Here is a 25284-nt window from a genome sequence, read left to right as displayed (position 1 = left end):
GAGGGTTGATGAAAAACCAATTACCTTTCACGACTCCCCACTCCCACCCAATCACGGATGCGTCACGGCCATCACGCATTGGCCGGGGCGGAGGTATTTTTGAGCGGCAGCTTCAATTTGGGCTTTGGTGATGGACTCGTATTTTTCGTCGTCTTTGTCGCTGGACTCATAGCCGAGGCCATAGAGTTCATCGAGGCCGCTGATGGTGGCGAGGCCGCCGAGGTCCTGGCGGGCGATTTTCTTTTGACCGATGATCTTAGCTTTGGCGCGGCGCAGTTCGTCGTCGGTAAGGCCGTCTTGGCGGAGCTTGGCGGCTTCGGCAAGCAGTTCCTTTTCCACTTGCTCAAGCTGCTCGGGCGAGGTGCCGGCGTAAAATGAAAAATGGCCTTCGGTGAATCCGGGATGACTCTGCGCGCCGACATAATAAGCGAGGCCAAATTCTTCGCGGATGCGCAGGAACAGTCGACTGCCCAGATCGCTGCAGGCTTCGCCGATGAGTTCAAGCGCATAGCGATCGTCATCGAAAAATGAACAACCGCGATAGCCGAGCACGGCGACGGCTTGTTCTTTATCGCGCACTTGTTCCACGCGACGCATTCCTTCGCCGGGGGGAATGTGCTTCGGGGCGCGGAATCCATTGCCGGCGGGCCACAGGCCAAATGCTTTTTCCACTTCAGCGCGGATGTCGTTGGTTTTGATGTCGCCGAAAATGGCGAGCACGGCGTTGTTGGGCACGGTGAGTTTTTGATGGAACGCTGCGAGATCGCTGGCGTCCAATTTATCGAGCGTTGCCTCGGTGCCGAGGATGTCCAGACCGTAGCCTTGTCCGCCAAATAATGTTTCGCGCATCAGGCGGAAAGTGCCTTGGAGGAGCTTGTCCAACTGCGCTTTGAGGGCGGCGTGCTGCACGACACGTTGGCGTTCCATCGCGGATTCGGGAAAGGAGGGATGCAGCAGCACATCGGCCATTAGCTCCAGCCCGAGCAGCGTATCGCCACTGAGCACTTCGAGGGATGCTCCGAATGAATTATTGCCGCCGTAGGCATCGATGCCTCCGCCGACGGATTCGATTTGCTCAGCGATTTGCTGGCCCGTGCGGTTGGCGGTGCCTTTAACGAGCAGCTTGGCCATAAGTTGGGTGATGCCGCTGTTGCCAATTTTCTCGGCGAGCACGCCGCCTTGGAAGAGCGCGCGCATTTGCACAAAGGGCAGGCGATGATCTTCCTTCACCAACAAGCGCAGGCCATTGGGGAGCTCAAATTTTTGGATGGGATGCTGCACGTGTTTGACCGCCGCACGCGCCACCACGGGAGTGGCGCCGGTGGGCAGCAGCGCGTAGAGCGTGCGATTGTCTTCCTGTAAATATTCGGTGGCCACGCGGCAGACGTCGCGCGGTTTCACGCGTTGGACGCTTTCGAGATAGCGATCAGTAAAGTCGAGGTCGTTGACGGAGATCCAGCAGTCGCCGAGGTTTTGCGCTTGGCCTTCCATTGTCTTGCGCGTAGCCAGTGTGGCGGAGATGAATTGCTTCATCACTTTGTTGAGTTCCGCAGGCTCCACCTGGGCGGATTTGAGTTGATCGAGTTCTTCGAGCAACGCCGTGCGCGCACCTTCAAATTTATCCGCATTCACCACGGCACTCATTCCGAAAAGACCGCTCTGGGTGGGCGTGTAGGTCCACGCATCGGCGCTGTTCACGAGGCCCTTTTTCTCGCGCACATTTTGGTAGAGCCGACTGCTGCGACCGTTGCCCAGCAGCGTGGCGAGCACGTCCAGCGCGGGCATATCCGGATGGCGCACATTGGGCACGTGCCACGAGTAATGCAAATGACCGAGCTGAACGGGGGCTTCCTCGATGACTTGGCGCGGGGCGGTTTGGCGCGGTTCATTGGGCAGCAGCACGGGCGGCGAGGGTTTGTTTTTGTTGTTTGCGAATGCGGCGGCTACTTGCTCGATGACTTCCACGGCGTTCACGTCGCCCACGATGACGTAAAAAATATTGCCCGGCAGGTAACGCGCGCGGTAGTAGCCCACGATGTCGTCGCGGCGCAGTTCATTGAAAATATCGGGATAGCCAATCACCGTATGGCGATAAGGGCTGGTGGTGTATGCGCTCTCGAAGAGCCGCCGCCCCGCGCGGCGGCCGGGGTCGTCCTGGCCCATATCGATTTCGCGGCGGATGACATCCAGCTCCTTGGCCAGCTCGGCTTCGGGCAACGTGGCGTGCTGCATGATGTCGCACAAAATATCGATGGCCGTGTGCGCGCCGGTGTTGGGCACGTCGATATAGTACACCGTGCGATCGAACGACGTGTAAGCGTTCATATAACCGCCGGCTTCCTGCACTTCCTGATCGATGCGCCCCACGCCGCGGGTTTCGGTGCCCTTGAATAGCATATGCTCGAGAATGTGCGAAAGGCCCGCGCCGAGCCACGCGCCTTCGTGGATGCTGCCGGTCTTGGCCCACGCCTGCACGGAAGCGACAGGGGCGCTGTGGTCTTCGCGCACGATGACGGTGAGGCCATTATCGAGAGTGGCAAGGCGCGTGTCGCCGTTGGCGTTAAATTGGCCGGCGGGGTTAGGTGAACCGTCAGGCATAAACGCGGAGCTTATCGCGGCGGAAACCGGCGGGCGAGCTTATTGCTTGTCCGAAGCCTCCGGCTCGGTGGGATGGGTGGAGCGCTCGGAAGGGTTGGCGGGGGTGATCGTGCGGTTCACCACGGGCAGTTCCGGCTCGGGCGCGGCGGGTGGCAGGAAGGGTTGGCGAAAGGCTTCGTCGAAACTATAGCCCCCAGCGAAATCCGTGAGCGTGTCTTCCTCGGTTTTGGCCAGCAGCTCGTGTTCGACCATATTAAACACAATCTCGCCAAAATCTTCGCCGCGCGTGAGACCCCATTCGTTGAGCACCATCAACGCCATTGGCCCGTATTGCTCCAATGCGTGGGCGCGCATCCCGCCGAGCAATTCCTGGCCGCTGATGTGGCGCACGGTGCCTTCCTCCTGTTTGGAGATGGATTGCTGCGTGTAATCAAGCCCTTCGCGCACAAAATGATACGCGTCACGATGGAACCGCGAATCAGCCGCGAGGATCGTGTCGAGCACTTCGTCGTAACTTTGTTTGTGTATCATTTTCCGCCAACGGCCTCCGGAGTTGCCTTCTCCGGCGAATGCGCCGTGCGCCAAGCTTGCACCGCCATTCCCACTAATAAAAGCCCCAATACAATGATCAGCGCTTTCTGTTCCTGTGGCGTCAGGAATTTCATTGGCTACTTTGCAGACCGGCTATTTCACCGCAATATTCACTAGTTTATTCGGCACCACAATGACTTTCTTAACTTCTTTTTCAGAAATAAATTGCTGCACCTTCTCGCACGCCAACGCGAGTTTTTCGATTTCCTCGCGCGAGGTTTCCGGTGTGATGTCAATGTGCCCGCGCAATTTGCCGTTCACTTGCACTGGAAACTCAATGGAATCCTCCACCAAAAACGCCTCATCGAAGCTCGGCCACGGCTGATACGCCAGTGTGTTGCCGCTGACTTCGCCCAAGCGCCCCGCCAATTCCTCCGCCACATGCGGCGCAAAAGGATTGAGCAAACGCAAAAAGATGCCGAGCACTTCCCGCGGGCGGCTTTCCCATTTGGAGGCTTCGTTCACAAAAACCATCAACGCCGAGATGCCTGTATTGTAGCGCATCCCGTCGAGATCATCGGTCACCTTTTTGATGCACGCGTGCAGCGCCTTGAGTTGATCCGGCGTGGGCTCGGCATCATTGAGCGCCGGATGCAGTTTCAAATCCGCCAGCAACGCCTCCGCTTGATCCGGCGCGGCAGTCACCGCTTGCTCGTAATCTTTGTAGCTGCCTTCGTCGATGAACAGCCGCCACACGCGCCCGAGAAAACGATACACACCCTCCACGCCTTTCGTGTTCCACGGCTTCATCATCTCCAGCGGGCCCATAAACATTTCGTACAATCGAAATGCATCCGCGCCGTACTCATCGATCACCCCATCGGGGTTCACCACATTGCCGCGGCTCTTGGACATTTTCTGGCCGTCCTCGCCAAGAATAATTCCCTGATTCACCAAACGTTGAAATGGCTCCGCCGTGGACACGTGCCCCAGATCAAACAACACCTTATGCCAAAACCGCGCGTACAACAAATGCAACACCGCGTGCTCCGTGCCGCCCACATAAAGGTCGACGTTCATCCAGTATTTTTCCGCCGCCTCGCCGACGTGGCACTCGGTATTTTGCGAATCAAGAAAGCGCAAGTAGTACCAACAACTGCCCGCCCATTGGGGCATTGTGTTGGTCTCGCGCGTGGCGCCGTCGGGGAGGCTTACCCAATCGGCGGCGCGCGCCAGTGGCGGATCGCCTTCGGTGGTGGGTTTGTAATCGTCGAGCTCCGGCGGTAGCACGGGGAGGTCGCTTTCGGCAACGGCTTCGTGATGGCCATCGCGCCAGACAATTGGGAATGGCTCGCCCCAATACCGTTGGCGACTAAAAAGCCAATCGCGCAGTTTGAAATTAATGGTGCGTTTGCCGTGCCTTTTTTCTTCGAGCCACTCGATTATTTTTGCCTTCGCCTCGGACGTGGGAAGGCCGTTAAGGAAGCCGCTCTCCACGCTGGTGCCGTCGCCTACAAATCCCAGCGGTTCAAGGGACTCGCCTTCGGGCGCTTGCACGACCACGCGCACGGGGAGTTCAAATTTTTGTGCAAACTCCAAATCACGCGCGTCGTGCGCGGGCACGGCCATAATCGCGCCGGTGCCGTAGCTGGCCAAAACGTAATCGGCAATCCAAATGGGCACCGGCTCGTCATTGACCGGATTGATCGCAAATGCGCCGGTGAACACGCCGGTTTTTTCCTTGGCCAATTCCGTGCGCTCCAAGTCACTTTTGCGCGAAGCCGCTGCGCGGTATTCCTCCACCGCCGCGCGTTGGGCGTCGGTGGTCAATTCATCCACCCACTCGTGCTCCGGCGAAAGCACCATATACGTTGCGCCCCACAACGTATCGGGTCGTGTGGTGAAGACCCGAATTTTGTCTTCTGATTCCTGAATACGAAAATCAACTTCCGCACCTTCGCTGCGGCCGATCCAGTTGCGCTGCATTTCCTTCAAGGAATCGCTCCAATCGATCGTCTCCAAATCATCGAGCAACCGCTGCGCGATGGCGGTGATGCGCAGCATCCATTGGCGCATTGGGCGACGCACCACGGGATGCCCGCCCACTTCGCTTTTGCCATCGATGACTTCTTCGTTAGCCAACACCGTGCCCAGCTCGGGGCACCAGTTCACCGGCGCGTGAGAAACAAACGCGAGGCGGTGGTCGTCGCGATATTCGCGGCGCGCTTCGTCCGTGGTGATGTCGGCGGGAATCTTTAGCGTGTCGATGGACTCCGCTTTGCCGGTGGCGGGGTTCACCCACGAATTGTAAAGCTGCAGAAAAATCCATTGGCTCCAGCGGAAATAATTGGGGTCAGTGGTGTTCACCTCGCGGCTCCAGTCGTAGCTAAAACCGAGCCCTTTGATTTGCCGCTTAAAGTTGGCGACGTTTTCCTCCGTGGTTTTCCGTGGATGCTGACCGGTCTTGATCGCGTACTGCTCCGCCGGCAAGCCGAAGGCGTCCCAGCCCATCGGATGCAAAACGTGGCGGCCTTGCATTCGGAGATAGCGCGCGGTGATGTCCGTGGCGGTGTAACCTTCCGGATGGCCGACGTGCAGCCCCGCGCCGGAGGGGTACGGAAACATATCGAGGATGTAATATTTCTCCAGCGACTCCGGCGCCGCATCGCCATGGCGCACGGCAAAGGGATGCTCCGCCGCAGGCGGTTCACCGGGGTTAAAGGCACGGAATGTTTCCTGCGCCTCCCAGTGCTGTTGCCAGCGGGGCTCGATTAAGTGAAACGGATATTGTCGCCGCATTTGTGACATCGGCGGCGGATAATGCGGAAAAGAACGGCGCGGGGCAATGCAAACTAACGCCATAATACTGAAACCGGATAACGGGCAATGGCTTCGTCCGATGTCAAAATTGTCAGCCCGTTCTCCAATGCCGTGGCGACGAGCAACCGATCGAAAGGATCCGAATGATGAATCGGCAGCTCGGTGGCGCGATACATCACCGCCCGATCCAAGGGCGCGGCGCGCAACCGCCACACGGTGGACTGCGCCTCCACCCATTCGCGCGGTGGCTGGGGCAGTTCAATTTTGCCCGCGCTATATTTGAGGCCCAATTCCAGCACACTCACATCCGCCAGCCATAATTCATTGGCAGCGTCATCAATCGCTGCGCGCGCCTTGCGGCTCAACCGCTTGGGCTCAGTCGCCAGCCAAATGAGCGTGCAGGTATCGAGCAGGAGTTTCATTCAAGTCCCCAAGCTGCTAAGTCCGCGCCTTCCAAGGGCGCAAACGCGTCCGCCGCCACCTTCACCGGTTCCGAGGTCACCACGCCCACCTTGGGCCGGCCCACCGCTTTACCGCGTCGTCGCACCGCCACCAGTCGTGCCACCGGCTCGCGGCCACGGGTAATGACCACTTCGCCCCCCTGCCCCACTTCCGCCAGAAATCGGGACAAGTGCGTTTTCGCCTCGTGCGTGGTGATGGTTTTAATTGACTCAGTTGACTTATTCATTTGACTAAGTCAACTTAGCTTAACTCCCCCAATCGTCAAGTGATTTTTTGGGGGTTCTTGGCGTTGACATTTCCACCTGTTTTCCGGAATCATTGCCGCGACCTGAGTTGTCGTTGTTATGGAATGGTATGTTTGGCTTATCTTATGTGCGGTTTTGATTGTTGGCGAAATTTTTACCGCCTCATTCTTTGCAGGGCCCCTTGGCTTGGGTTGCCTCGTGGCTTCGCTGATTTCCAAAGCAGGGGGCGAAGTGGCCATCCAATTTCTGGGGTTCAGCGTCACTTCGGTGGTGTTGCTGCTCGCGCTGCGGCCGGTGTTGATGCGAATGCGGGAGAACAAAGTAGACGGCGGGGAAACCGGCATTGATATTTATATCGGCAAGCAAGGCCGAATTACTGAGAAGGTGGATGCCCAAGCCGGAACGGGCCGCATCCAAATCGGTGGTGAAAATTGGGCGGCTGTTTCGGATGTCGGCATTATCATCGAAGAAGAATCTCAAGCCACGGTGATCCGCATTGAGGGCACCAAGGCGATTGTGAGTGTGAGCGAAAACCCTTAACCTATTGAACTCCTGAAAGTTATCATTATGGAATATCTCCCCACCCCCATCCTCGCGTTCGATATTTTGGACGGCATTATGATCGTCGTCGCGCTGGTGGTTGTCTCATCGATTCTCTCCTGCATCAAAGTGGTGAAACAAGCCGAGCAGATTGTCATCGAGCGTTTTGGTAAATTTGACCGCATCCTCAACAGCGGATTGAATGTCATCGTTCCGGTGATGGACCGCCCGCGCCCGATTTTTTGGCGCAGCAAAAGGACGGACATCAGCGGCATCGAATACGTGATCACCTCCGAGCGCACCACCATTGATATGCGCGAACAGGTGTTTGATTTTGCCAAGCAAAACGTGATCACCAAGGACAACGTGAACATCGAGATTGACGCGATGTTGTATTTCCAAATCACCGACGTACACGCGGCGGTATACGAAATCGCCAACCTCCCCGATGCGATTGAAAAACTTTGCAAAACCAATCTGCGAAATGTGGCCGGCAAAATGGACCTCGACGAATGCCTCACCTCGCGCGCAGTCATCAACTCCGAGCTCAGCCGCGTGATGGACGAGGCCACCGACAAATGGGGCGTGAAAGTCAACCGCGTGGAACTCAAGGACATCACCCCGCCGCCCGACATTCAACAGGCGATGGAAAAACAAATGCGTGCCGAGCGCGATCGCCGCGCCACCATTCTTGAGGCCGAAGGCGAAAAACGATCCGCTATTCTCGAAGCCGAGGGTGTCCGTGAATCACAAATCAAACGCGCCGAGGGCCAGAAACAATCCGAGATCTTAAGAGCCGAAGGTGAAGCCAACGCCCGTATCAAAGTAGCCGAAGCGGAAAAGACCGCCATCACGCTGCTCACCGAAAGCCTCGGCGGAACCAAAAGCGACCCCGCACAATACCTCATCGCGGTTCGCTACTTGGAGTCGCTACAAACCATGACCTCCGGCAAAGACAACAAAGTCGTCTACGTGCCTTACGAGGCTACCGGCGTCATCGGTTCACTCGGCGGCATCAAAGATCTGCTCAGCGGTATTGGCAAATCGTAGTGGCCACTTCCGTGGTCATCGCCACCGGCAACGCGCACAAGGCGGAAGAAATCCAGGCCCTCCTCGGGCCGGAGTTCGCCTGCCGCACGTTGGCCGATTTCCCCGATGCCCCCGAGGTGGAAGAAACCGCCCGCACCCTCGCTGGCAATGCCGCGCTCAAGGCGCTTTCTCTCGTCAACTGGCTCAAGCAAAATGAGGACTGGAATGAAGGCTGGGTGCTCGCCGATGATTCCGGCCTCGAAGTGGATGCGCTCGACGGCGCGCCCGGTGTGCGAAGCGCCCGCTACGCCGCCACCGATTCGCACGCGGGAAATACCCCCGACCAAAAAAACAACGCCAAACTGTTACACGAACTTTCCGGCCAAAAAAAACACCACCGCGCCGCTCGCTTCCGCTGCGTGATCGCGCTCGCCCGCGCGGGACAATACGGCAAACCGGAAATTTTCCACGGCGTATGCGAAGGCCAAATCATCGAGGAGCCGCGCGGCAGTCACGGATTCGGCTACGACCCCCTCTTTCAACCCGAAGGCCACAACCAAACCTTCGCCGAACTCGGCGAGCCAACAAAAAGCCAAAACAGCCACCGCGCCAATGCGTTGCTGAAATTGAAAGAATGGCTCGAAGCCCGGTAGAGACACCTTGCGCCGTCCCAATCGTTACACTTTCAATCCCTCCAATGCATCCCCCAAACTCCCAAGCCCATCTCCACCCGGCTTCGGGTCCAGGGTTTTCTTCAAATAATCCACCGCGTCCGGAATGCGCTGCACCGTCTGCGGCAGCGTGGCGCCACACGCATTGGGATGGCCGCCGCCTTGAAGCAGTTTAGCCACCGGCAATGCTTCACCATTGCGACTGCGCAAGCTCACGCTCACCGAACGGTTGCGCGTCACCGCCGTGAGGATGACCGGCTGCGAGATGACTTCTTCGGTCAGCATTTGATGCACCACCGCGTTGGTATCGCCGATGGGCGATTCGATCATGGCCACCGTGTCCGACAACGGCGTGATATGCGCCTTGGCGTATTCGTAGCCGATCGGATTTTCAACCCGCCGCCGCGTGGCAATGACTTCGATGAGCGGATGATCCACCAACGATTCCAAATCGCCCTCGATGAGCTTGGCGATATTCCAAAACATATACTGCTTGATGAGGCTGCCGTAATCGATGGACTCCGTGAAGTGCGGGTCATCCGTGAGATACAAATCGCCCACGTTGGTAAAATGCACGAGCCGATCGAGCTTCTCATTGCCAAGCCCGTGCTCTTTGCAAAGTTCGTAACACAGCAAACTGGCGGACTTGGAGTGATCGAGAATCAGCCGCGCGCGTTGCGGATCCACATCGGTTTGGTGATGGTCCACGATCAACCAATTATCGCGGTCCATGCGTTTGGAAAAATTGAGATCGCACACCCACGCGCAGTGTTCGCGCAGCGGGCGCCGTTCGAAGTTGGTGTAATTCCACGCCTGCAAAAGCGTTTGTTGGTCGAACAAATGGTTCGCCAAACGTTGCAGAAGGTGGCCGGACACAAATCCATCCAAATCGCTCTCGTGGGTAATGACCACTTGCGGTTGCGGTAAATCGCTCATCGGCGCGAACCTAACGGGCGCGCCCCGCCGCGCCAACCGTTATTTTCTTTTCGGCGCAAAACCCTTCACGCATACTCGGCGTTTATGAGTCTATTCGATTTGAACAATGAAGTTGCCGTAGTCATCGGTGCCACCGGAGCCCTCGGCGGTGCCTGCGCCCAAGCCATGGCCGAGGCCGGCGCCAAAATTGCCGTGGCCGGTCGCAGCGCCGAACGCGGTGACGCACGGGTAAAAGAAATTACCGATGCCGGCGGCACCGCACAGTTTTTCGCCTGCGACGCGATGGATCCCGCCAGCCTCAAAAGCTGTCACGAAGCCGTAACCAAAGCCCTCGGCGCGCCCACGATTTTGCTAAACGCCGCCGGCGGCAACCATCCCGATGCCACCGTCACGCCCGAGATGCCCTTTGAAAAAATCCCCCAACCGGCTTGGGCGAAGGTGTTTGACCTCAACCTCGTGGGCGGCTTTCTCCTCCCGTGCCAGGAATTCGGCCCCGCGATGTGCGGGCGCGGCAAAGGCAGCATCATCAACATTGCCAGCGTCACCTCGCATTTGCCGCTTTCCAAAGTGATCGCCTATTCCGCCTCCAAAGCCGCCGTGCTCAGCGCCACGCGATTCCTCGCCCGCGAATGGGCCCCCCAAGGCGTGCGCGTGAACAGCATCACGCCCGGATTTTTCCCAGCGGAACAAAACAAAAAATTGCTCTTAAAAGAAGACGGCACCCCCACCGAACGGGGCCAAGCCATTTTCGGCCACACCGCGATGGGCCGCTTCGGCGATGTAAGCGAGCTGGGCGGAGCCGCCGTGTACCTCGCCAGCGAAAAGGCCGCCAGCTTTGTGACCGGCTCGGACATCGTGGTGGACGGCGGGTTTCTATCGCAAACAATTTAATCCCGGCAGAGACACGCGAAGCTCGTCCATCACAAAATGAACCTCAATTCCAAAATTGCCGAAACTGAAATTTCGTTAACCGAATCACAAGTCAACAAACTCGTCACGCAATCGTTACCCGCGGCGGAGTACGTCGGCAAAAAAGTTTTACTCATCGTCCCTGATGCCACGCGCACGGCTCCCGTCGGCCAATTGTTCAAAGCGATCCACGCGCAAATTGGCGGAAGCGCAGCGAAGCTCGATGTGATGATCGCGCTGGGTACGCATCACGCGATGAGCGAGGAGGCGATTTGCGAGCGGCTGGAAATTACGCTCGACGAGCGCCGCGGACCATACGCGGACGTCGCGTTTCACAATCACGAGTGGGACAACCCCGATGCAATGCGCAATCTCGGCACCATTCCCGCCAGTACCATTAGCGAGCTTTCGGGCGGGCGTTTTGAAATGGACGTGCCGGTGGAAATCAACCGCAAGATTTACGAGTACGATCAAGTGATGATTCTTGGGCCGGTGTTTCCGCACGAGGTGGTCGGCTTTTCCGGCGGCAACAAATATCTGTTCCCCGGCATCAGCGGGCCGGAGGTGCTGAATTTTTTCCATTGGCTCGGCGCAGTGGTCACCAATCCGATGATCATCGGCAGCAAATGGACGCCCGTCCGTAAAATTGTCGATCACGCCGGTGCAATGGTGGACATCGAAAAAACCTGTTTCTGCATGGTCGTGCGACCGGACAAATCGCTCGCCGGACTTTTCTTTGGCACACCCGAAAGCGCGTGGGACGCCGCCAGCGATCTTTCCGCCACTGAACACATCACTTACAAAGATCGCCCCTTTCACACCATCGTTTCCTGTGCGCCGCCAATGTACGACGATCTTTGGGTTGGCGGCAAATGCATGTACAAGCTCGAGCCCATCCTCGCCGACGGCGGCAAACTCATCATCTACGCGCCACACATCACCGAGGTCAGCTTTTCGCACGGTGAAATTTTGAAACAAATCGGATACCACTGCTCCTCGTATCTCGAATATCACTGGGAGCAGTTCAAAGATTTTCCGTGGGGGTTGCTCGCGCACTCCGGCCACGTGAAGGGCATCGGCACGGTGGACGGTCACGGCAACGAACAACCGCGCGTTACCGTCATGCTCGCCACCGGCATTCCCGAGGAAGTTTGCAAACAAATCAACCTCGGCTACATCGATCACCGCACGATCAACATTGAAGACTACGCCAACCGCGAGGCCGAAGGCGTTTTCCTGGAACGCAAAGCCGGCGAGCGATTATACCACCTCCGGCAACGCCCCGACTGGGCCGGCGGCACGGACGGTTGACATCCGCGTATGCGCTCGGCATCGTCACCTGATGTCCACCGTTTCTGAAGAAAACATTTCTTCCTTCCACGAAGACGGCTATCTCATTGTACGCGGCCTCTTCGATACTGATGAGGCGGACATCCTCCGCGCCGCCGCGCGTGCCGACCAATCGTTTAAAGAAAACGCCTACGATCTCAAAGACGGCGAAGGCGGCAAGGCGCAGCTGGTGCTTTGGAATTCCGCGGGCGAAGATTTGTGGGGCGCCATCGCCCGTAGCGAGCGCATCGTGAACACCATGGAAGCGTTACTCGGCGATGAGGTTTATCATTACCACAGCAAAATGAGCATCAAACAACCGCGCACCGGCGGCGCGTGGAGTTGGCATCAGGACTACGGCTATTGGTATCAAAACGGCTGTCTTTGGCCCGATATGGGCTCGGCATTCATCGCAGTCGATCCCAACACGCGCGCCAACGGTTGCCTTCAGGTTTTGAAAAGCTCGCACAAACTCGGCCGCCTCGAGCACGGCCGCTACGGCGACCAAACCGGAGCCGACCCCGAACGCACCGCTGAAGCCGCCAAGATAATGGAGTTGGTGCACGTCGAACTCGCCCCCGGCGACACGCTTTTTTTCCACAGCAACCTCCTCCATCGCTCAGACCAAAACACCTCCGAGCATCCCCGTTGGTCACTCATTTGCTGCTACAACACCAAGCACAACAATCCCTACAAAGAATCGCATCACCCGTTTTACTCGCCCGTCGAAAAACTGCCCGATCAGGCCATCAAAGAAATGGGCGCAAAACTTTTCGAACAAGACGCGGACTTTTGGAATCCATCAGCAGACGCCACCACCGGCGCGGGCGAAAAAACCGACGCATGAATCTGGACATCCACTCCCCCCTCCCCGCGCGTAAGGACTGGCGCATCGGCTGCGTTGGCAGCGGATTTATAATGAGCGACTGCCATTTGGCAGCCTATCGCAAAGCCGGCTTCAACCCCGTTGCCATCGCCGGTCGCACGAAGGAAAACGCCGCGATCTGCGCCGTGCAACACAACATCGCCACCGTTTACGATTCCATCGATCAACTGCTCGACGATGAGTCCATCGAAGTGCTCGACCTCGCCGTGCCGCCGCACAAACAACTCGAACTCATCCAAGCCGCCTGCGCGCGCGGCACCGCCAAAGGCATCCTCGCGCAAAAACCGCTCGGCACAAACTATGCCGAAGCCGTCGCCGCCGTGGAAGCGTGCGAAGCCGCCGGCATCGTTTTGGCCGTGAACCAAAATATGCGGTACGACCAATCCGTGCGCGCCGCCAAAACCCTTTTGGACAACGGCACCATCGGCGAGCCCGTCCTGGCCACGCTCGATATGCGTGGCATCCCACACTGGAAACCGTGGATTAAAGAACAAGGTTGGGTCACGCTGCGGATTATGTCCATTCACCATATCGACACCTTTCGATATTGGTTCGGCAATCCCGAGCGCATCTACTGCAGCACGCGCACCGACCCGCGCACCGAGTTCCCACACACCGACGGCATCGCCAGTTACATCCTCGAATACAATAATGGCCTTCGCGTCATCGCCATTGACGACACGTGGACCGGCCCCGCCCGCGAAGGCGCCCCCGCTGACATCGGCATCCAATGGCGCATCGAAGGCCTCGACGGCCTCGCCATCGGCGATATCGGCTGGTGCCACGATCCCCACACCACGCCCTCGACCCTCCGTTACGCCACCAAAGGCGACAAAGATTTTCACACGCCCAGCTGGCAAGAAAGCTGGTTCCCTGACGCCTTCATTGGCACGATGGCGCAACTGCTCATCGCACTGGAAACCGGCGATCCACCTGCCATTAATGGGCGGGATAATTTAGACACGATGGCACTGGTGGATGCAGCATATTTGAGTGCTGAAGAACACCGCGCAGTTTCGCTTGATGAAATTACAAAAGGATAATTTATGAAACTCGGAATGATTAACTCCGCTTGGGAACAGCACGGCGTCGGGCTGGTTGACGGACTGCACAAAACTAAAGAGCTAGGCTTCGACTGCGTGGATATTTTTCAGGATCCGCTTGATGACAATGCAGAAGATCGCATCACGATGGTCAAACAAACCTGCGACGAATTGCAGCTGCCGATCATCAGCGTGGTCGGCGTGAGTGTGGGGTTGATTGACCTGAACCCGAGCGTGCAAAAATTTCACCTCGAACGCTGCAAACGCTATCTCGATATGGCCGTCACGCTGAGCGCGAAGAATTACCTGCTCGTGATTGGCGAATACATTTGGCAAAAGGAAGTCATCCCGCCAACCGATCAATGGAACTGGGCCGTGGAACATTGCCAAACGCTTGGCGACTACGCAGCGAATCGCGGTCTGGAAATTGTCATTGAGCTGGAGCCGTTTGACCTTTCACTCATCAACACCATCGACGAGATGGATCGTTTTCTGACCGACGTGGATCGGCCCGCCGTGAAAGCGAACATCGACATCAGCCACATGGTTCTGAGCGACAGCCCGCCCGAAAGCCTCGCCGCCCTTAAGGGCCGCGCGGGCCACGTGCACATTTCCGATTGCGATGGCAAAGTGCACGGCGACCTCCCACCCGGCCGCGGCGTGGTGCCTTTCGTGCCCTATTTGCAAGCAATCAAGGATTTGGATTTCGATGGCGCGGTTAGCTTGGAGCTGGAGTACGCGCCCGACCCCGCCAAGATCGTCGAATGGGTTGCCGAAGCTTATACCGCCACCGACAAGTTGATGGCCGAAATTGATTTGCGAAATTAACAATGAACGAAAACTGGAAACAACAATTTCACGAACTGTTTTTCACCGGCGTGAAACGCTACGAATCGGGACGGCAAAGCCCGGAAACGATGTTTGAAAAAGATGAGGTGACCTTCCTCGAATCCATCGGCTGTAGTGCATTGGAAATGTTTGATTTCTGCGATGACTACGTGCGATGGGGTGATGTGATTTATGAACACGTTGAGGAACTCCAGTCCGTGCGTCTCGACCACTTTCAAAACACCCTCAACAGCAAACCCGCCGAGCACCGAATGGCCATCGATGAATTCCCTGCCAAGTCAGCCGAAGTGGAAGGCATCGCGTGGCTCCCCCGCCTCATCACCAAAGCCCGCGCCAAGCTCGCCGGAAATTTACCCGCCGACCTCATGTACGGCTGAGGCGGCGACCGCCAGTTTTTCCGTGAGAAAAACGTCCACCCCGCCGAACTCTTGCGCATCACGATTGCGTCCGGCGATGATGAGCAGCCCATTATCGATTATGTGCAAAGCTGTGTTCGCGGCTAACTGTTTGCACGTATCCCGTCCGCGTTCGAAAAAGCAAAATCCTCCACCACACGGCCGCCGATTAGATGTTCCTGAATAATTTGCTCCAGCACTTCCGGCGTGCACGAATGATACCATGTGCCTTCGGGATACACGATGGCGATAGGGCCGCGCTGGCAGACGCGAAGGCAATTTGCTTTAGTGCGAAACACCAATGGCTCGGCATCGGCCAGGCTTAGTTCCTTCAGGCGGCTCTTCAAAAAATTCCACGAGGCCAAGCCATCTTCCTTGGGGCAGCACTTGGCTTCGGTTTGGTCGGCGCACAAAAAAATGTGGCGTTGATATTTTGAGAGGCCGAGCGTGTCGGCGATGGATGCGAGATCAGCCACGGCGCGATTGGAACCGATGGCAGGCCAGCCGTCAAGGTGAGGCGTGCTGCGGCCGACTCGGAAAGTGCCCCCCCACCTTTGGCTTGCGGCTGATGGACGAACACTTATGCTTCGCGGATGCGATTTTTTTTGGCTGCATTTTCGTTCCTCGCGTTCACCCTCCACGCGGAAAACTGGCCAATGTGGCGCGGGGCAACCGGCCTTGGCATCAGCCACGAGAACAATCTTCCGTTAAAATGGAGTGCCACGGAAAATATTGCCTGGAAAATTCCACTGCCCGGACGCGGCAACAGCACGCCGATCGTTTGGGGCGAAAAAATTTTTGTCACTCAGCCACTAGAAACAACTCAGGAACGCGCCCTGCTTTGTTTTTATCGACTCGATGGCAAGCTGTTGTGGCGACGCACGGTGAAATATGCCGCGCCGGAAAAATCTCACCGCACTAATCCGTTTTGCAGCGAATCACCAGCCACCGACGGCGAACGCGTCATCGCTGTATATGGCTCGGCCGGCGTGTTTTGCTACGACCTCAACGGGAAGAAAATTTGGAAACGTGATCTTGGTAAGATCAGTTTCGAATGGGGCGCTGCCACTTCGCCTGTCATCCACGGTGATCTTGTTTACATCTACCGCGGCCCCGATCCCAAGGCGCATCTGCTCGCGCTCGACAAGCGCACAGGCAAAACGATTTGGAAACTCAATGACCCCGCCATAAACATCGCCGGACGCACGGATGGATTTCGCGGCAACAAGAACCGCCAATGGATTTGCAGCTACAGCACGCCACTCATTTTGAAAACCGGCACGCGCGAGGAATTGGTCATGAACCCTCCGGGATTTCTCACCGGCATCCATCCGCAAACAGGCGCGCTACTGTGGAAATGTGCCGGACTCAACCCGTGCATTTATTCCTCACCCATCGCCGCCGAAGGTGTGGTGGTGGGTATGGGCGGTTACTTTGGCACGACCGTAGCCGTGGGTGCCGGAGGCAATGGCGATGTGACCCCAAAAACTCTTTGGCGCACCGAACGCACTCCCAATCGCCTCGGCTCCGGTGTGGTGCATCAAGGCCACGTGTACGTACTCAACACCAATGGGATTATGGAGTGCCTCGAACTAAAAACCGGCAAAGTTAAATTCTCCGAGCGTGTACGCGGCCGCGGGCCCAAGCAGGAATCGTGGAGCTCAATGCTGTTGGCAGGCGATAAAATTTTCATCCCCAATCAATCCGGCGAAACGATCGTCCTCCGCGCCAAGCCGAAGTTTGAATTGATCGGCATCAACTCTGTGGACGGCACGTTGACGAACAGCTCGCTGGCGGCATCGGAAGGCCAGTTTTTTCTGCGCACCCACAAACATTTGTGGTGCATTGGAAAGCGGAAATAACGGCTAATTCCCGTTGAATCCACCAGCGGGGAAGCGGATGGTTGCGCGATTAATGGGAACGGCCTGTTGCGAACGGGCGTTGTTTGTCAACTTCTTGGCCTGAATTATTTGGGTGAGGTAATTGCCCACCATCGGCGCAGTTTGCTGAATGGTCCAGGCGTTGTTGGCAGAATTAGTGTTGCCGGTGGGCGAGCCCCAAACATTGATGTTGGGATTGGAATAGTACCCCAAACGCGGACCGGCACCGTAGGCCATGATGGTCCGCATCGGATAATTCTGGCCGTTAACCGTGACGTTAAATCGCATGCCGTTGGAATTAGTGAAGGCGCCCTTGACCCAGCTGCCGATGTCGTTGGTGGCATGTTGGCAACCGAGGTTATGGCCGATTTCATGTGCAAAAACCGAGGTGGGCGCGTACACTCCTTCCACCACCGTCATCCCGTAACTTGGCGCGGGGTTGAAGCTGGTGATCATCCAGCCGGTTCCGTGAAACAACTCGCCCGGACTCGCACCCACAAACAGCGAAACAAGATCCGCCCGATATTGCTGCCGCATCACATGCACGTTATACAAATCCAAAGTGGTTCCATAAGTAAGCGCCTTGAGATCAGTCACCAAATTGCCAGAGGTGCGATAATTCACTGGGCCGATGTGCGCGATTACTAGCTTAGCCGTAATGCCGCTACGTCGAAATGCTGCATTCACTTGCGCCACACTCAACCGCGCGCGCGTTTCAATTCCCAACAGGCCGGTGCTCTGCTTTTTGGCCTCGGGCGTGTAGAGAATCATGATGCTAATAATTGGCGGCCCCCAGTTCACCACTCCCTGCAATACTTGAGTAGGCCACGGGTTGGTGCGGGTGAGCACATGTGTGAACGCAGAAAATCCGTTCACCCGATTAGTCACCCCCCACTGCAACGCGGGCATGATTGCCGCATCCGCATCGGGAGCGATCTCCACCGGCTTGGCGGCAAAATGTTCCTGCAACGCATGCGGCGTTTGCATCGCCAACGGATCCAGCTCTACCACTGAATGCTCGTTCTTGCCGGCATAGTTAACCAAAAACTGCCGGCCATCGGGCAGTTCCACCGTCCCCGCCAATGCATCGCCCACAGTGACAAAGACAGCTAAACTGCGCGGCACGCCAACCACTTCGCCCATTACTTCCGTGCTATTCCCGCTGGTATACTCGGAAGCCTCCAAGCGGATCCGAACGGTCTCGCCGGGAAATAATTCCAGTTCGATTATTTTGCCCCCTTCACGCACCTCCTGAAGCGCATCGGGATGCAGCTTCACGTGGCGAAACCGCTTGGCAATTTTTTGTTCCGGCAAGGAGCCAATCGGCCGAGCCGCCGTCTCCTCCAAAATCAAGGCCGGCGCAGGTTGAGTAGCACGCCACAGTTGAAAACCGCCCACCACAAGAAAGGGCAACAAAATTAAGAGTGCTTTATATTGGCGCTTCATGGTAATCGGCCTCATCCGTGAGACACTTGGCAACCTACCACTCAACCACCACCACGCAAGGTGAAAGTGCCCATCCAATTTTTTTAAACCACACCAAAAATCCGGTAACAACACCCGGAAAGCCTTGTGTTTGTGATGTTAAATGAAGCTCCCCTTACGGTAACAACAATCAGAATTTGAGATTTGAAAATGGGCTTTCGAAGTCGAAATACCTGGTTTTTTTCCAACCACAATTTCAAACCAAAAAAACAGATTTCAGCATTGCCAGCCACGTTCCTGCTGGTACGATTTCGCCCATGAAAAGCATTCTTGCCTCCCTCACTGCCCTTACTCTCGCCTTCAACCTATTTGCCGAAGGTTCTGCTGGCCCGCCCAATGCTTCTGCTGCATTCTTAGAAAACCCACAAAACGGCGGGCTCAAACTCAACGGCGCAGGCAATTTGTTTGCCGGCCAATTCGGGCTGTTGATTGTTGCCGAAAGTGGCGGTTCACTCGTCGCCATCGACACTCGCCATACCGGTGCATTTGCCTCCGTCAAACCAATCGCTAATCTCGCCGCCAAAGTGGCCGGTGCCCTCGGCACCACCGCTGACAAAGTAACGATCAATGATCTGAAATCCAACCCGGAAACGGGCACCGTTTACATTAGTGTCCGGCGGCGTGACGGCATCAGCACGATTCTAACGATTGATGCCACGGGCAAACTCGCTGCGTTGGACACTGCCAAGCTCAATTGGGTGCGGGTGAAGCTTGCCGATAAACTCAGCATCTCGCGCATCAGCGCCATTGGCCTAGCGGGCAATCGCGTTTTGGCCGCCGGTCAAAGTAACGATGCCTTTCGCAGTAAAATTTTCTCCATCCCAACCCCCATGGTTCACGCAAGCACCGCCGATATTTATAGCACCGATACTTATCATGTGGCGCACGGTCGTTGGGAAACCAAAGCACCCATCCAAAGTTTCATCCTCACGCAGGAAGCCGGCAATCCTTACCTCGTCGGTTCATTCGCCTGTACGCCCATCGCAAAATTTCCGCTCACCCGCCTCAAAGATGGCGCCCAAGTGAAAGGAACCAGCGTACTCGAACTCGGTTCCGGCAATCGTCCGCTCGATATGTTTACCTACCATAGCAGCGGCAAGCAATGGCTCGTCACCCATTCGATGCGGTTCCACAAACTATTCGAATACACCCCCAGTAAATACTGGGCCGCGCGCATTGATATGAAGCTCATCACCGCCAGCGGGGAAAAAACCAACAAGGCCGCCACCCGCCGCAACAAGACCATCGCCAAGGATCCGCAAGGCGTAGAAATCATTGAAGCCCTGCACGGAGCAGTGCAAGTAGATGCCTATGGCAAACAACAAGCCATCCTCCTGCGTGAAGCCAACGGACAGTTGAATTTAGAAATTGTGAAGTTACCGTGATTTTTTGAACCGCCAACGCTCCATACGTTTCCCTCCGTGAACAGCTTTCGATTGCGCAGAGCCCAATCCGCCTTCAACGTCGGCGTATGAAGCACCATTGCAGTATGTTCACGGCCGCCGCCGCGCTCTTATTTACCCTCACCGCCCACGCTTGGGATTACGAGCGCCATCGGCTCATCAACGACCTCGCGCTCACCACGCTCTCCAAAGATTTTCCCGCCTTCGTCCGCACGCCCGCCAACCGCGAGCGCATCCTCTTCCTCAGCGGCGAACCCGATCGGTGGCGCAACAACCGCGACCGCGCCCTGCGCCACCTCAACGGCCTTGACCATTATTTCGATCTTGAAGACCTCGCGCCCTATCAAATCAAACCCGCCGACCTCAGCCATTTCCGCTACCGCTACGTCGAGCAAATGGCCAACGCCCGCGCCCGCCTCAAGCTCGAACTTCCCGAAGCCAACGCCGACCACACCAAAGGCCACCCCGGCTTTCTCCCCTGGGCTATCAACGAAAATTACCTCAAACTCGTCAGCGCATTTTCCTATCTCAAAGTATTTGAAAAAATGGGAACCGAAGCAGAAAAAGCCAACGCCCGCGCCAACGTCATTTACCGGATGGGCATCCTCAGCCATTACGTCGGTGACGCCGCCCAACCCCTCCACACCACCAAACACTTCAACGGCTGGGTCGGCCCCAACCCCGAAGGCTACACCACCAGCAAACGCTTCCACGCGTGGATTGACGGCGGCTTCTTCAAAGCCACCCAAGCCCCCAACCGCGATGCACTTGCCCAACAACTGCGCCCCGCCGCCCTCATCAAGCGCCCCGAGAAAAACCCACTCGCCAGCGGCCACTTCCAATACGCCCTCAATTACATCCTCGCCCAACACAAAAAAATGGAACCTCTTTACCAACTCAACAAAGAGAAAAAGCTATCTGCTGAAACCCCCGCCACCGGCAAAGCCTTCCTCGAAGCCCAACTAAAAATCGCCGCCCAAACCCTAGCCGACCTCTGGCAAACAGCCCAAACCGAAGCCCCCCCCGACCGCTTCCTCCAAACCTACCTCGCCCAACGCCAGCTGCGGGAAGAAGGAAATTAAAAACAAAGCGAACTCGGCAAGATTTGAACTGGAAAGTGGCGAAGACCGCAATAATTTCCCCGCTCGTTCTCTTTACAGCGCCCCTTCCGCCAGTCATCGCACATGGATTCGGCTCGCTCTTCCGGCCCGCACCCATTCCGCAAAGGACGGGCATCAATTAAGTCACCCCCGAAGATGCGTAGATGCGGCTTGAAGGATTCCGTTGCGGTGTGCAACGCCTTCACCGCCGCCTTATCCTGCTGATCGCCATGCAAGTCGCTGGCGAAGATGAATCTTTGCAACATGTTGAAACCACCCTTTCATTTTTAGTTGTTGCGAACCATGTGTCAGCATGGTATTTTCTGGCGTCCGGTCCATTAGCGTTAAATGGGGAGCATTATGACTCACAGCCGGGCACTTTATTTTCTGTCTGAGTAAAAGCTAATCAATCGCTCCCCGCTTTTGTTTTTTCCGGTTATCACTCTGAATCTGATTCCTCCCTTGTGAAGAGTGTATTGGGTTTTATTCTTGGCCCGATTCCTGATTTCACCAGTTCGGATTACTTCGCCCATTGTGAGTAATTCTTTCGCCGAAATCCTCCCCCTGGACCCACTAAAGTGATCAATCAAAATATGAACGGCACCGGCCTTGCGGCTTCCTGCTTGATATTTTATGAAATCATTAATTCCTTCTAGGGCAGATTTTCTAATGTACGCCTCATGGCGCTCCTGTTTTGTTACAGCAGCTACACCCGCTTCTTCTTTATTCAGCTTCACACTCCTAATGTCTTCAGTAAAATCCTTGATTAATTCCAACAATTTACGAGTTTCGCCTAAAGTAAGGGAACCAATAGGTTTAACGGCAAACGGATTCACAACATCATTCGCCTTCATGGGCAGATGAGGGTTATTGAATCGCGCCGGCATAAACCGAGCCACCCCGCCGTCCAGCACTTTCCCCTTTACGTCTGAGGCGAGGTGGACGAAGTGGGCGGGAAGCCTAGGCTGCTTTTCTCCCGGCTGCATAACGCCCTCCGGGCCTATGCGGTAGCCCGCCCCAGCGTCTTGGCTGTGGGCAAACGAACCCTCCTCCACCTTCAGGCCCAGCTTTTTCCACGTCTTCATGTTGACCATTCGCTGGTCATAAAAGCCTTCCATCCCTTCCTTGCGAGGCAAACTGGTTCCAGCATCCTCGGTTTGCATCCGCTCCCAGACCCGGTCCGTCAGCTTATCAACCTGCTTAGTGAAATTCTCCGCAGACCACTGGCCTCGCTCTCGATCCATCAAGGTGTTCTCTACAATGGTCCGCAACTCGTTCTTTTCGGTAACGCTGAACCCGCCCTCCTTGAGCAGTCCCTGTGCGCGGGCCGCGCCTTCAATGTCCACGCCCCCCGCCTCGCCGCCTTGCTGTTCGCTGGCCGAAACCTTCCAGCCATCGCCATCCTTCACCCACGCAATCTCTGAAGAACCGTACCGCTGAAACTGCGTGTCCCCTTTCGTCCAGGCAATGGCATCGTACCCGTTCTTGGCGGCGTAGCTGATCATCCGCTTCATCGCCAACTCGTGCCAACTGGTCTTGAACGGGGCGTCAGGGACGCCTTCACCCCCGCTTAACTCCGTCTTTATTTTGTGCCTCACAGAATTACGAATAGCGTCTGCCGGGGTTGGTGAGCCGTCTTTCGGCGTGAAATAATAATGTTCACCACTGCCATCCAATACCCGCCAGTATGGTTCGCCGTATTGCGTATCCTCTTTAGCGGTGAATCCTGTCGTATCCACTGCATCGACTGCTGAATCTACCCCCCTTTCCGTTACAGCATACCCCTTCTTCCGCCCCTCCTGATGCCAGTCACTCTGAATCTCCTCGATGAACAGCACCCGCTCACCGTTCGGGCCGGTGCGTTCGTTGAACCGGATATGGGCAAGGACGTTCGGGTGTTCGCCGTAGTGGCCGCCGGTGTAGGCTTCTTTATTTCCGCGTGAATCAGACACCTCCAACGTAACCCCATGATGACTGGCAGTGTCTCTGATTTTCGCTAAATCACGATCCGAAAAATTGAGGAACTCCACAACATCCCCATACCGACCATAATCAAGTGCCTCCATGCCCTCTATCGACATATCAGTGAGCATTCCATCCAGGCTCAAGTCATCGCCTCGAACCACACCGCTATGCAACCGAGCATCGCCCCTCGGCAACCGCAGCAACACCTCCCGGTAACTGCCCTCGACTGCGCCGGGTTCGACGTATTCGCCGTGCTTGGTTTCAGTTATCCCAGTCTCGTAATATGGAGCTTTCTCCCCCAACACCGTCTCCTCCACTGTAATCTGATTCTCGACAAGGTGATCAATGATCTCGTTCTTGCTGACCTTGCGGTTTCCTGACAGGAATTCGTCCAGACCGAGGGCGTCGAGTTCCTCCTGCTTCACGCCAGCCTTCCTGATCATTGCCAGCATCTGCGAGGAGCTGCCTGTCTCCTGCTTCAGATTATTAACCGAACGCTCAACTGCGCTGAACATACCCAAGGCGTCTTGACCGCCGATGGCGGGCATGAAGCGGGCTTCCCCACCTTGACGGGATACAGATTCCGTGGTAGGTATGCCTGAGGATCGCAGTTTGGTGAGTACCCTTTGGGTAATTGGTACCCGGTTGGATGAAAGCCAAGCTGCGGTTTTCTTTTCGTTCCAAAGTGTTGCCCGACCTGCGTCTATTGCGGCCAGTACCCCTTCAATCCTTTTACCAAACGCAGTGTCAATTCGACTAACTTGCATGGAGCCAGTAACTTCCTTCACGGAAATGCCGACCAGCACGTTTTTACCGTTCACGGTTTGTTCTGTAATTATGTTGTGGCCCTTGGGTGTGTGCCTATAAACCAGAATCGGGTCGTTGATTGTAAACGGAAGCTCTTGAACCTGCTGGCGCGTCAGTCGGTGTTCTGCATCCTTGCCGCGTGATGACTTGCGAAGAACGGTTTCCGTAATATGGATCGGAAGGTTGGGTATACCTGCGGCCAATAAGGCTGGGGACGGCTTCCCAAGTTTCGGGATATCCCCACCGAGTTTCTTGCCGTCAAAAAATGCGTCAATTTGATGGGGGTACTCAGGGTCCGGCATATACCTCGCCCCAAGCTCCTGATTAATCTCTGAACGCCGCGCCAGTTCGGCACGTTCCGGGCCGCTCTTGGCGTTGAAGGCCAGTGGCTTGTCGTATGACTTAACGGCAAGAGATTTGCCGCCCACCTTTTGATGGAAGATCGGATCGGTAAGTGAACGCATTTGCATTGAGCGGAATGCGTTCTCCCCTACCTTACCCTTGGAGCTGACACCTCTTCCCGGCTTCTCCTTGCCCATCGCACTGAATGCATCACGGAAAACTTGAAAGGCACTCAGTCGCCCCTTTACGTTACTCACCGAACGGCCCTTCACGGCCAGTCGGTAGGATGGATGCTCTGGCACGCCAATCTCTTTCGGGTCAACAATACTCTCGCCCTTGTCGAACTGGATCACCTTGACAATGTCGCCCGTGCGGTAGCCGTCCCTGTTCTGGTAGTCCGTCACCTCGCCGCGTAACATTTGCTTGGCCATATGGACTAATCCACCACCGGCCGCTACTACACAGAACCCAGTGCAAACTATGTGTTAACCCGGTGGAAAACGAAAACGCCAACTGTTAGCAAAATCGTTAGCCCAAGAATCCACTCAAAAACAAAGTTAAAAATGGTGGGCCCGGCAGGACTTGAACCTGCAACCAACGCATTATGAGTGCGCTGCTCTAACCGATTGAGCTACGGGCCCGATTGCCTTTGGGCAAAGGGGGGAATTTGGCGCAGGGATGGGCAAAAGCCAATCGAATTCCCAAATCGCGCACTCCGCGATCCAGTTCCTTCGCTGATTCGATCATTCACAACTTAGATGCCAATCCTCGTTTTTGTTTTTTGTTTGAGGATTTTATTGACTTTTTTTGCATATTGAGCGACGTTGTGTTTATGAGAGTGACGGTGGAAATTGATGATGTCGTGCTGCAGGATTTAATGCGGTTTACCGGTGAAAAACGGAAAGGAACGGCGCTGGCCAAGGCGGCGACGGAGGCTTGGCAGCTTCGGCGGCGGAAGGAGGTCACGGATAAATTTCTTTCCGGCGAATGGTCTGTCGATCTCGAGCCGGTTGATCGGCGAAAGGATGATGCGAAGCGGGCGCGCTGGTTCAAATAATT

The 25284-nt window shown here is 56.2% G+C and carries 23 protein-coding genes and 1 tRNA gene; 14 read left to right on the top strand and 10 right to left on the bottom strand.

Annotated features, from left to right (window positions below):
• Positions 1-51 precede the first annotated feature (51 nt).
• The 5 genes from H8E27_07060 to H8E27_07040 form a co-directional block, all read right to left on the bottom strand.
• Entirely contained in the window at positions 52-2598 is a 2547-nt protein-coding gene (locus H8E27_07060; GenBank protein MBC8325368.1) for an insulinase family protein, read from the bottom strand.
• 39 nt (positions 2599-2637) lie between these two features.
• Positions 2638-3126 carry a hypothetical protein gene (locus H8E27_07055; protein ID MBC8325367.1) on the bottom strand — a complete coding sequence of 163 codons (489 nt, stop codon included), beginning with the start codon at positions 3124-3126 and terminating at the stop codon, positions 2638-2640.
• Positions 3127-3282: 156 nt separating this feature from the next.
• Complete coding sequence (locus H8E27_07050) at positions 3283-5937, bottom strand: leucine--tRNA ligase (GenBank protein MBC8325366.1); 2655 nt, start codon at positions 5935-5937, stop codon at positions 3283-3285.
• A 44-nt stretch (positions 5938-5981) separates the two neighbouring features.
• Entirely contained in the window at positions 5982-6371 is a 390-nt protein-coding gene (locus H8E27_07045; protein MBC8325365.1) for a type II toxin-antitoxin system VapC family toxin, read from the bottom strand.
• The gene (locus H8E27_07040) at positions 6368-6616 is read right to left on the bottom strand and encodes a type II toxin-antitoxin system prevent-host-death family antitoxin (protein ID MBC8325364.1); all 249 of its coding nucleotides are present in this window, start codon (positions 6614-6616) and stop codon (positions 6368-6370) included. Before H8E27_07040 ends, H8E27_07045 begins: the two co-directional genes overlap by 4 nt.
• Positions 6617-6854: 238 nt before the next feature.
• Here H8E27_07040 and H8E27_07035 point away from each other — a divergent pair, with 238 nt between their 5' ends.
• Genes H8E27_07035 through rdgB form a run of 3 tightly spaced genes read left to right on the top strand, consistent with a single transcriptional unit; the run spans position 6855 to position 8878 of the window.
• Complete coding sequence (locus H8E27_07035) at positions 6855-7196, top strand: NfeD family protein (protein MBC8325363.1); 342 nt, start codon at positions 6855-6857, stop codon at positions 7194-7196.
• 27 nt (positions 7197-7223) lie between these two features.
• On the top strand, positions 7224-8246 hold the full coding sequence (locus H8E27_07030; GenBank protein ID MBC8325362.1) for an SPFH/Band 7/PHB domain protein: 1023 nt from the start codon (positions 7224-7226) through the stop codon (positions 8244-8246).
• Positions 8246-8878 (top strand): RdgB/HAM1 family non-canonical purine NTP pyrophosphatase, encoded by a 633-nt coding sequence (rdgB, locus tag H8E27_07025; GenBank protein MBC8325361.1) that lies wholly within the window; start codon positions 8246-8248, stop codon positions 8876-8878. The genes H8E27_07030 and rdgB overlap by 1 nt, the downstream gene beginning before the upstream one ends.
• A gap of 24 nt (positions 8879-8902) precedes the next feature.
• On the opposite strand, the gene H8E27_07020 is transcribed toward rdgB, so the two are convergent.
• The gene (locus tag H8E27_07020) at positions 8903-9832 is read right to left on the bottom strand and encodes a DHH family phosphoesterase (protein ID MBC8325360.1); all 930 of its coding nucleotides are present in this window, start codon (positions 9830-9832) and stop codon (positions 8903-8905) included.
• Positions 9833-9916: 84 nt separating this feature from the next.
• On the opposite strand from H8E27_07020, the gene H8E27_07015 reads away from it, so the two are divergent.
• Genes H8E27_07015 through H8E27_06990 form a run of 6 tightly spaced genes read left to right on the top strand, consistent with a single transcriptional unit; the run spans position 9917 to position 15225 of the window.
• Positions 9917-10723: an SDR family oxidoreductase gene (locus H8E27_07015; GenBank protein ID MBC8325359.1), complete on the top strand. Its 807-nt coding sequence runs from the start codon at positions 9917-9919 to the stop codon at positions 10721-10723.
• A gap of 36 nt (positions 10724-10759) precedes the next feature.
• Positions 10760-12052, top strand: a complete 1293-nt coding sequence (locus H8E27_07010) for a DUF2088 domain-containing protein (GenBank protein MBC8325358.1) — start codon at positions 10760-10762, stop codon at positions 12050-12052.
• Between the two features lie 31 nt (positions 12053-12083).
• Positions 12084-12917, top strand: a complete 834-nt coding sequence (locus tag H8E27_07005) for a phytanoyl-CoA dioxygenase family protein (protein ID MBC8325357.1) — start codon at positions 12084-12086, stop codon at positions 12915-12917.
• A complete protein-coding gene (locus H8E27_07000; protein MBC8325356.1) occupies positions 12914-13999 on the top strand; it encodes a Gfo/Idh/MocA family oxidoreductase in 1086 nt (361 codons plus the stop codon). The genes H8E27_07005 and H8E27_07000 overlap by 4 nt, the downstream gene beginning before the upstream one ends.
• 3 nt (positions 14000-14002) lie before the next feature.
• On the top strand, positions 14003-14827 hold the full coding sequence (locus H8E27_06995) for a sugar phosphate isomerase/epimerase (protein MBC8325355.1): 825 nt from the start codon (positions 14003-14005) through the stop codon (positions 14825-14827).
• Positions 14828-14829: 2 nt separating this feature from the next.
• Positions 14830-15225 carry a hypothetical protein gene (locus H8E27_06990; GenBank protein MBC8325354.1) on the top strand — a complete coding sequence of 132 codons (396 nt, stop codon included), beginning with the start codon at positions 14830-14832 and terminating at the stop codon, positions 15223-15225.
• Positions 15226-15347: 122 nt separating this feature from the next.
• Here H8E27_06990 and H8E27_06985 read toward each other — a convergent pair whose 3' ends face one another.
• The gene (locus tag H8E27_06985; GenBank protein MBC8325353.1) at positions 15348-15737 is read right to left on the bottom strand and encodes a (2Fe-2S) ferredoxin domain-containing protein; all 390 of its coding nucleotides are present in this window, start codon (positions 15735-15737) and stop codon (positions 15348-15350) included.
• Positions 15738-15899: 162 nt separating this feature from the next.
• Here H8E27_06985 and H8E27_06980 point away from each other — a divergent pair, with 162 nt between their 5' ends.
• The gene (locus H8E27_06980) at positions 15900-17105 is read left to right on the top strand and encodes a PQQ-binding-like beta-propeller repeat protein (protein MBC8325352.1); all 1206 of its coding nucleotides are present in this window, start codon (positions 15900-15902) and stop codon (positions 17103-17105) included.
• Positions 17106-17108: 3 nt separating this feature from the next.
• Here the strand turns inward: H8E27_06980 and H8E27_06975 are convergent, their stop codons facing one another.
• Positions 17109-18569, bottom strand: coding sequence for a hypothetical protein (locus tag H8E27_06975; protein ID MBC8325351.1), 1461 nt, complete (start codon positions 18567-18569; stop codon positions 17109-17111).
• A gap of 296 nt (positions 18570-18865) precedes the next feature.
• Here H8E27_06975 and H8E27_06970 point away from each other — a divergent pair, with 296 nt between their 5' ends.
• From H8E27_06970 to H8E27_06960, 3 genes are all read left to right on the top strand, one after another.
• The gene (locus H8E27_06970; protein MBC8325350.1) at positions 18866-19993 is read left to right on the top strand and encodes a hypothetical protein; all 1128 of its coding nucleotides are present in this window, start codon (positions 18866-18868) and stop codon (positions 19991-19993) included.
• Positions 19994-20079: 86 nt separating this feature from the next.
• On the top strand, positions 20080-21093 hold the full coding sequence (locus H8E27_06965; GenBank protein ID MBC8325349.1) for a hypothetical protein: 1014 nt from the start codon (positions 20080-20082) through the stop codon (positions 21091-21093).
• A 182-nt stretch (positions 21094-21275) separates the two neighbouring features.
• A complete protein-coding gene (locus tag H8E27_06960) occupies positions 21276-21506 on the top strand; it encodes a hypothetical protein (protein ID MBC8325348.1) in 231 nt (76 codons plus the stop codon).
• Here H8E27_06960 and H8E27_06955 read toward each other — a convergent pair.
• Entirely contained in the window at positions 21492-24656 is a 3165-nt protein-coding gene (locus H8E27_06955; GenBank protein ID MBC8325347.1) for a hypothetical protein, read from the bottom strand. The two genes, H8E27_06960 and H8E27_06955, sit on opposite strands and share 15 nt — an antisense overlap.
• Positions 24657-24789: 133 nt before the next feature.
• Positions 24790-24866: transfer RNA gene (locus H8E27_06950), tRNA-Ile, on the bottom strand.
• Between the two features lie 173 nt (positions 24867-25039).
• Here H8E27_06950 and H8E27_06945 point away from each other — a divergent pair.
• On the top strand, positions 25040-25282 hold the full coding sequence (locus H8E27_06945) for a hypothetical protein (GenBank protein ID MBC8325346.1): 243 nt from the start codon (positions 25040-25042) through the stop codon (positions 25280-25282).
• Positions 25283-25284: the final 2 nt, after the last annotated feature.

This window comes from Limisphaerales bacterium, from assembly GCA_014382585.1.
Lineage (GTDB): Bacteria > Verrucomicrobiota > Verrucomicrobiia > Limisphaerales > UBA1100 > JACNJL01.
Note: the sequence above shows the minus strand (reverse complement) of the source record. Positions and strands in the feature narration are given on the sequence as shown.

Coding starts and splice junctions, on each gene's coding strand:
- H8E27_07060 (MBC8325368.1), bottom strand. CDS start 2,598: ATGCCTGACGGTTCACCTAACCCCGCCGGCCAATTTAACGCCAACGGC.
- H8E27_07050 (MBC8325366.1), bottom strand. CDS start 5,937: ATGTCACAAATGCGGCGACAATATCCGTTTCACTTAATCGAGCCCCGC.
- H8E27_07045 (MBC8325365.1), bottom strand. CDS start 6,371: ATGAAACTCCTGCTCGATACCTGCACGCTCATTTGGCTGGCGACTGAG.
- H8E27_07030 (MBC8325362.1), top strand. CDS start 7,224: ATGGAATATCTCCCCACCCCCATCCTCGCGTTCGATATTTTGGACGGC.
- H8E27_07020 (MBC8325360.1), bottom strand. CDS start 9,832: ATGAGCGATTTACCGCAACCGCAAGTGGTCATTACCCACGAGAGCGAT.
- H8E27_07015 (MBC8325359.1), top strand. CDS start 9,917: ATGAGTCTATTCGATTTGAACAATGAAGTTGCCGTAGTCATCGGTGCC.
- H8E27_07010 (MBC8325358.1), top strand. CDS start 10,760: ATGAACCTCAATTCCAAAATTGCCGAAACTGAAATTTCGTTAACCGAA.
- H8E27_07005 (MBC8325357.1), top strand. CDS start 12,084: ATGTCCACCGTTTCTGAAGAAAACATTTCTTCCTTCCACGAAGACGGC.
- H8E27_07000 (MBC8325356.1), top strand. CDS start 12,914: ATGAATCTGGACATCCACTCCCCCCTCCCCGCGCGTAAGGACTGGCGC.
- H8E27_06995 (MBC8325355.1), top strand. CDS start 14,003: ATGAAACTCGGAATGATTAACTCCGCTTGGGAACAGCACGGCGTCGGG.
- H8E27_06990 (MBC8325354.1), top strand. CDS start 14,830: ATGAACGAAAACTGGAAACAACAATTTCACGAACTGTTTTTCACCGGC.
- H8E27_06980 (MBC8325352.1), top strand. CDS start 15,900: ATGTGGCGCGGGGCAACCGGCCTTGGCATCAGCCACGAGAACAATCTT.
- H8E27_06975 (MBC8325351.1), bottom strand. CDS start 18,569: ATGAAGCGCCAATATAAAGCACTCTTAATTTTGTTGCCCTTTCTTGTG.
- H8E27_06970 (MBC8325350.1), top strand. CDS start 18,866: ATGAAAAGCATTCTTGCCTCCCTCACTGCCCTTACTCTCGCCTTCAAC.
- H8E27_06965 (MBC8325349.1), top strand. CDS start 20,080: ATGAAGCACCATTGCAGTATGTTCACGGCCGCCGCCGCGCTCTTATTT.
- H8E27_06960 (MBC8325348.1), top strand. CDS start 21,276: ATGCGGCTTGAAGGATTCCGTTGCGGTGTGCAACGCCTTCACCGCCGC.
- H8E27_06955 (MBC8325347.1), bottom strand. CDS start 24,656: ATGGCCAAGCAAATGTTACGCGGCGAGGTGACGGACTACCAGAACAGG.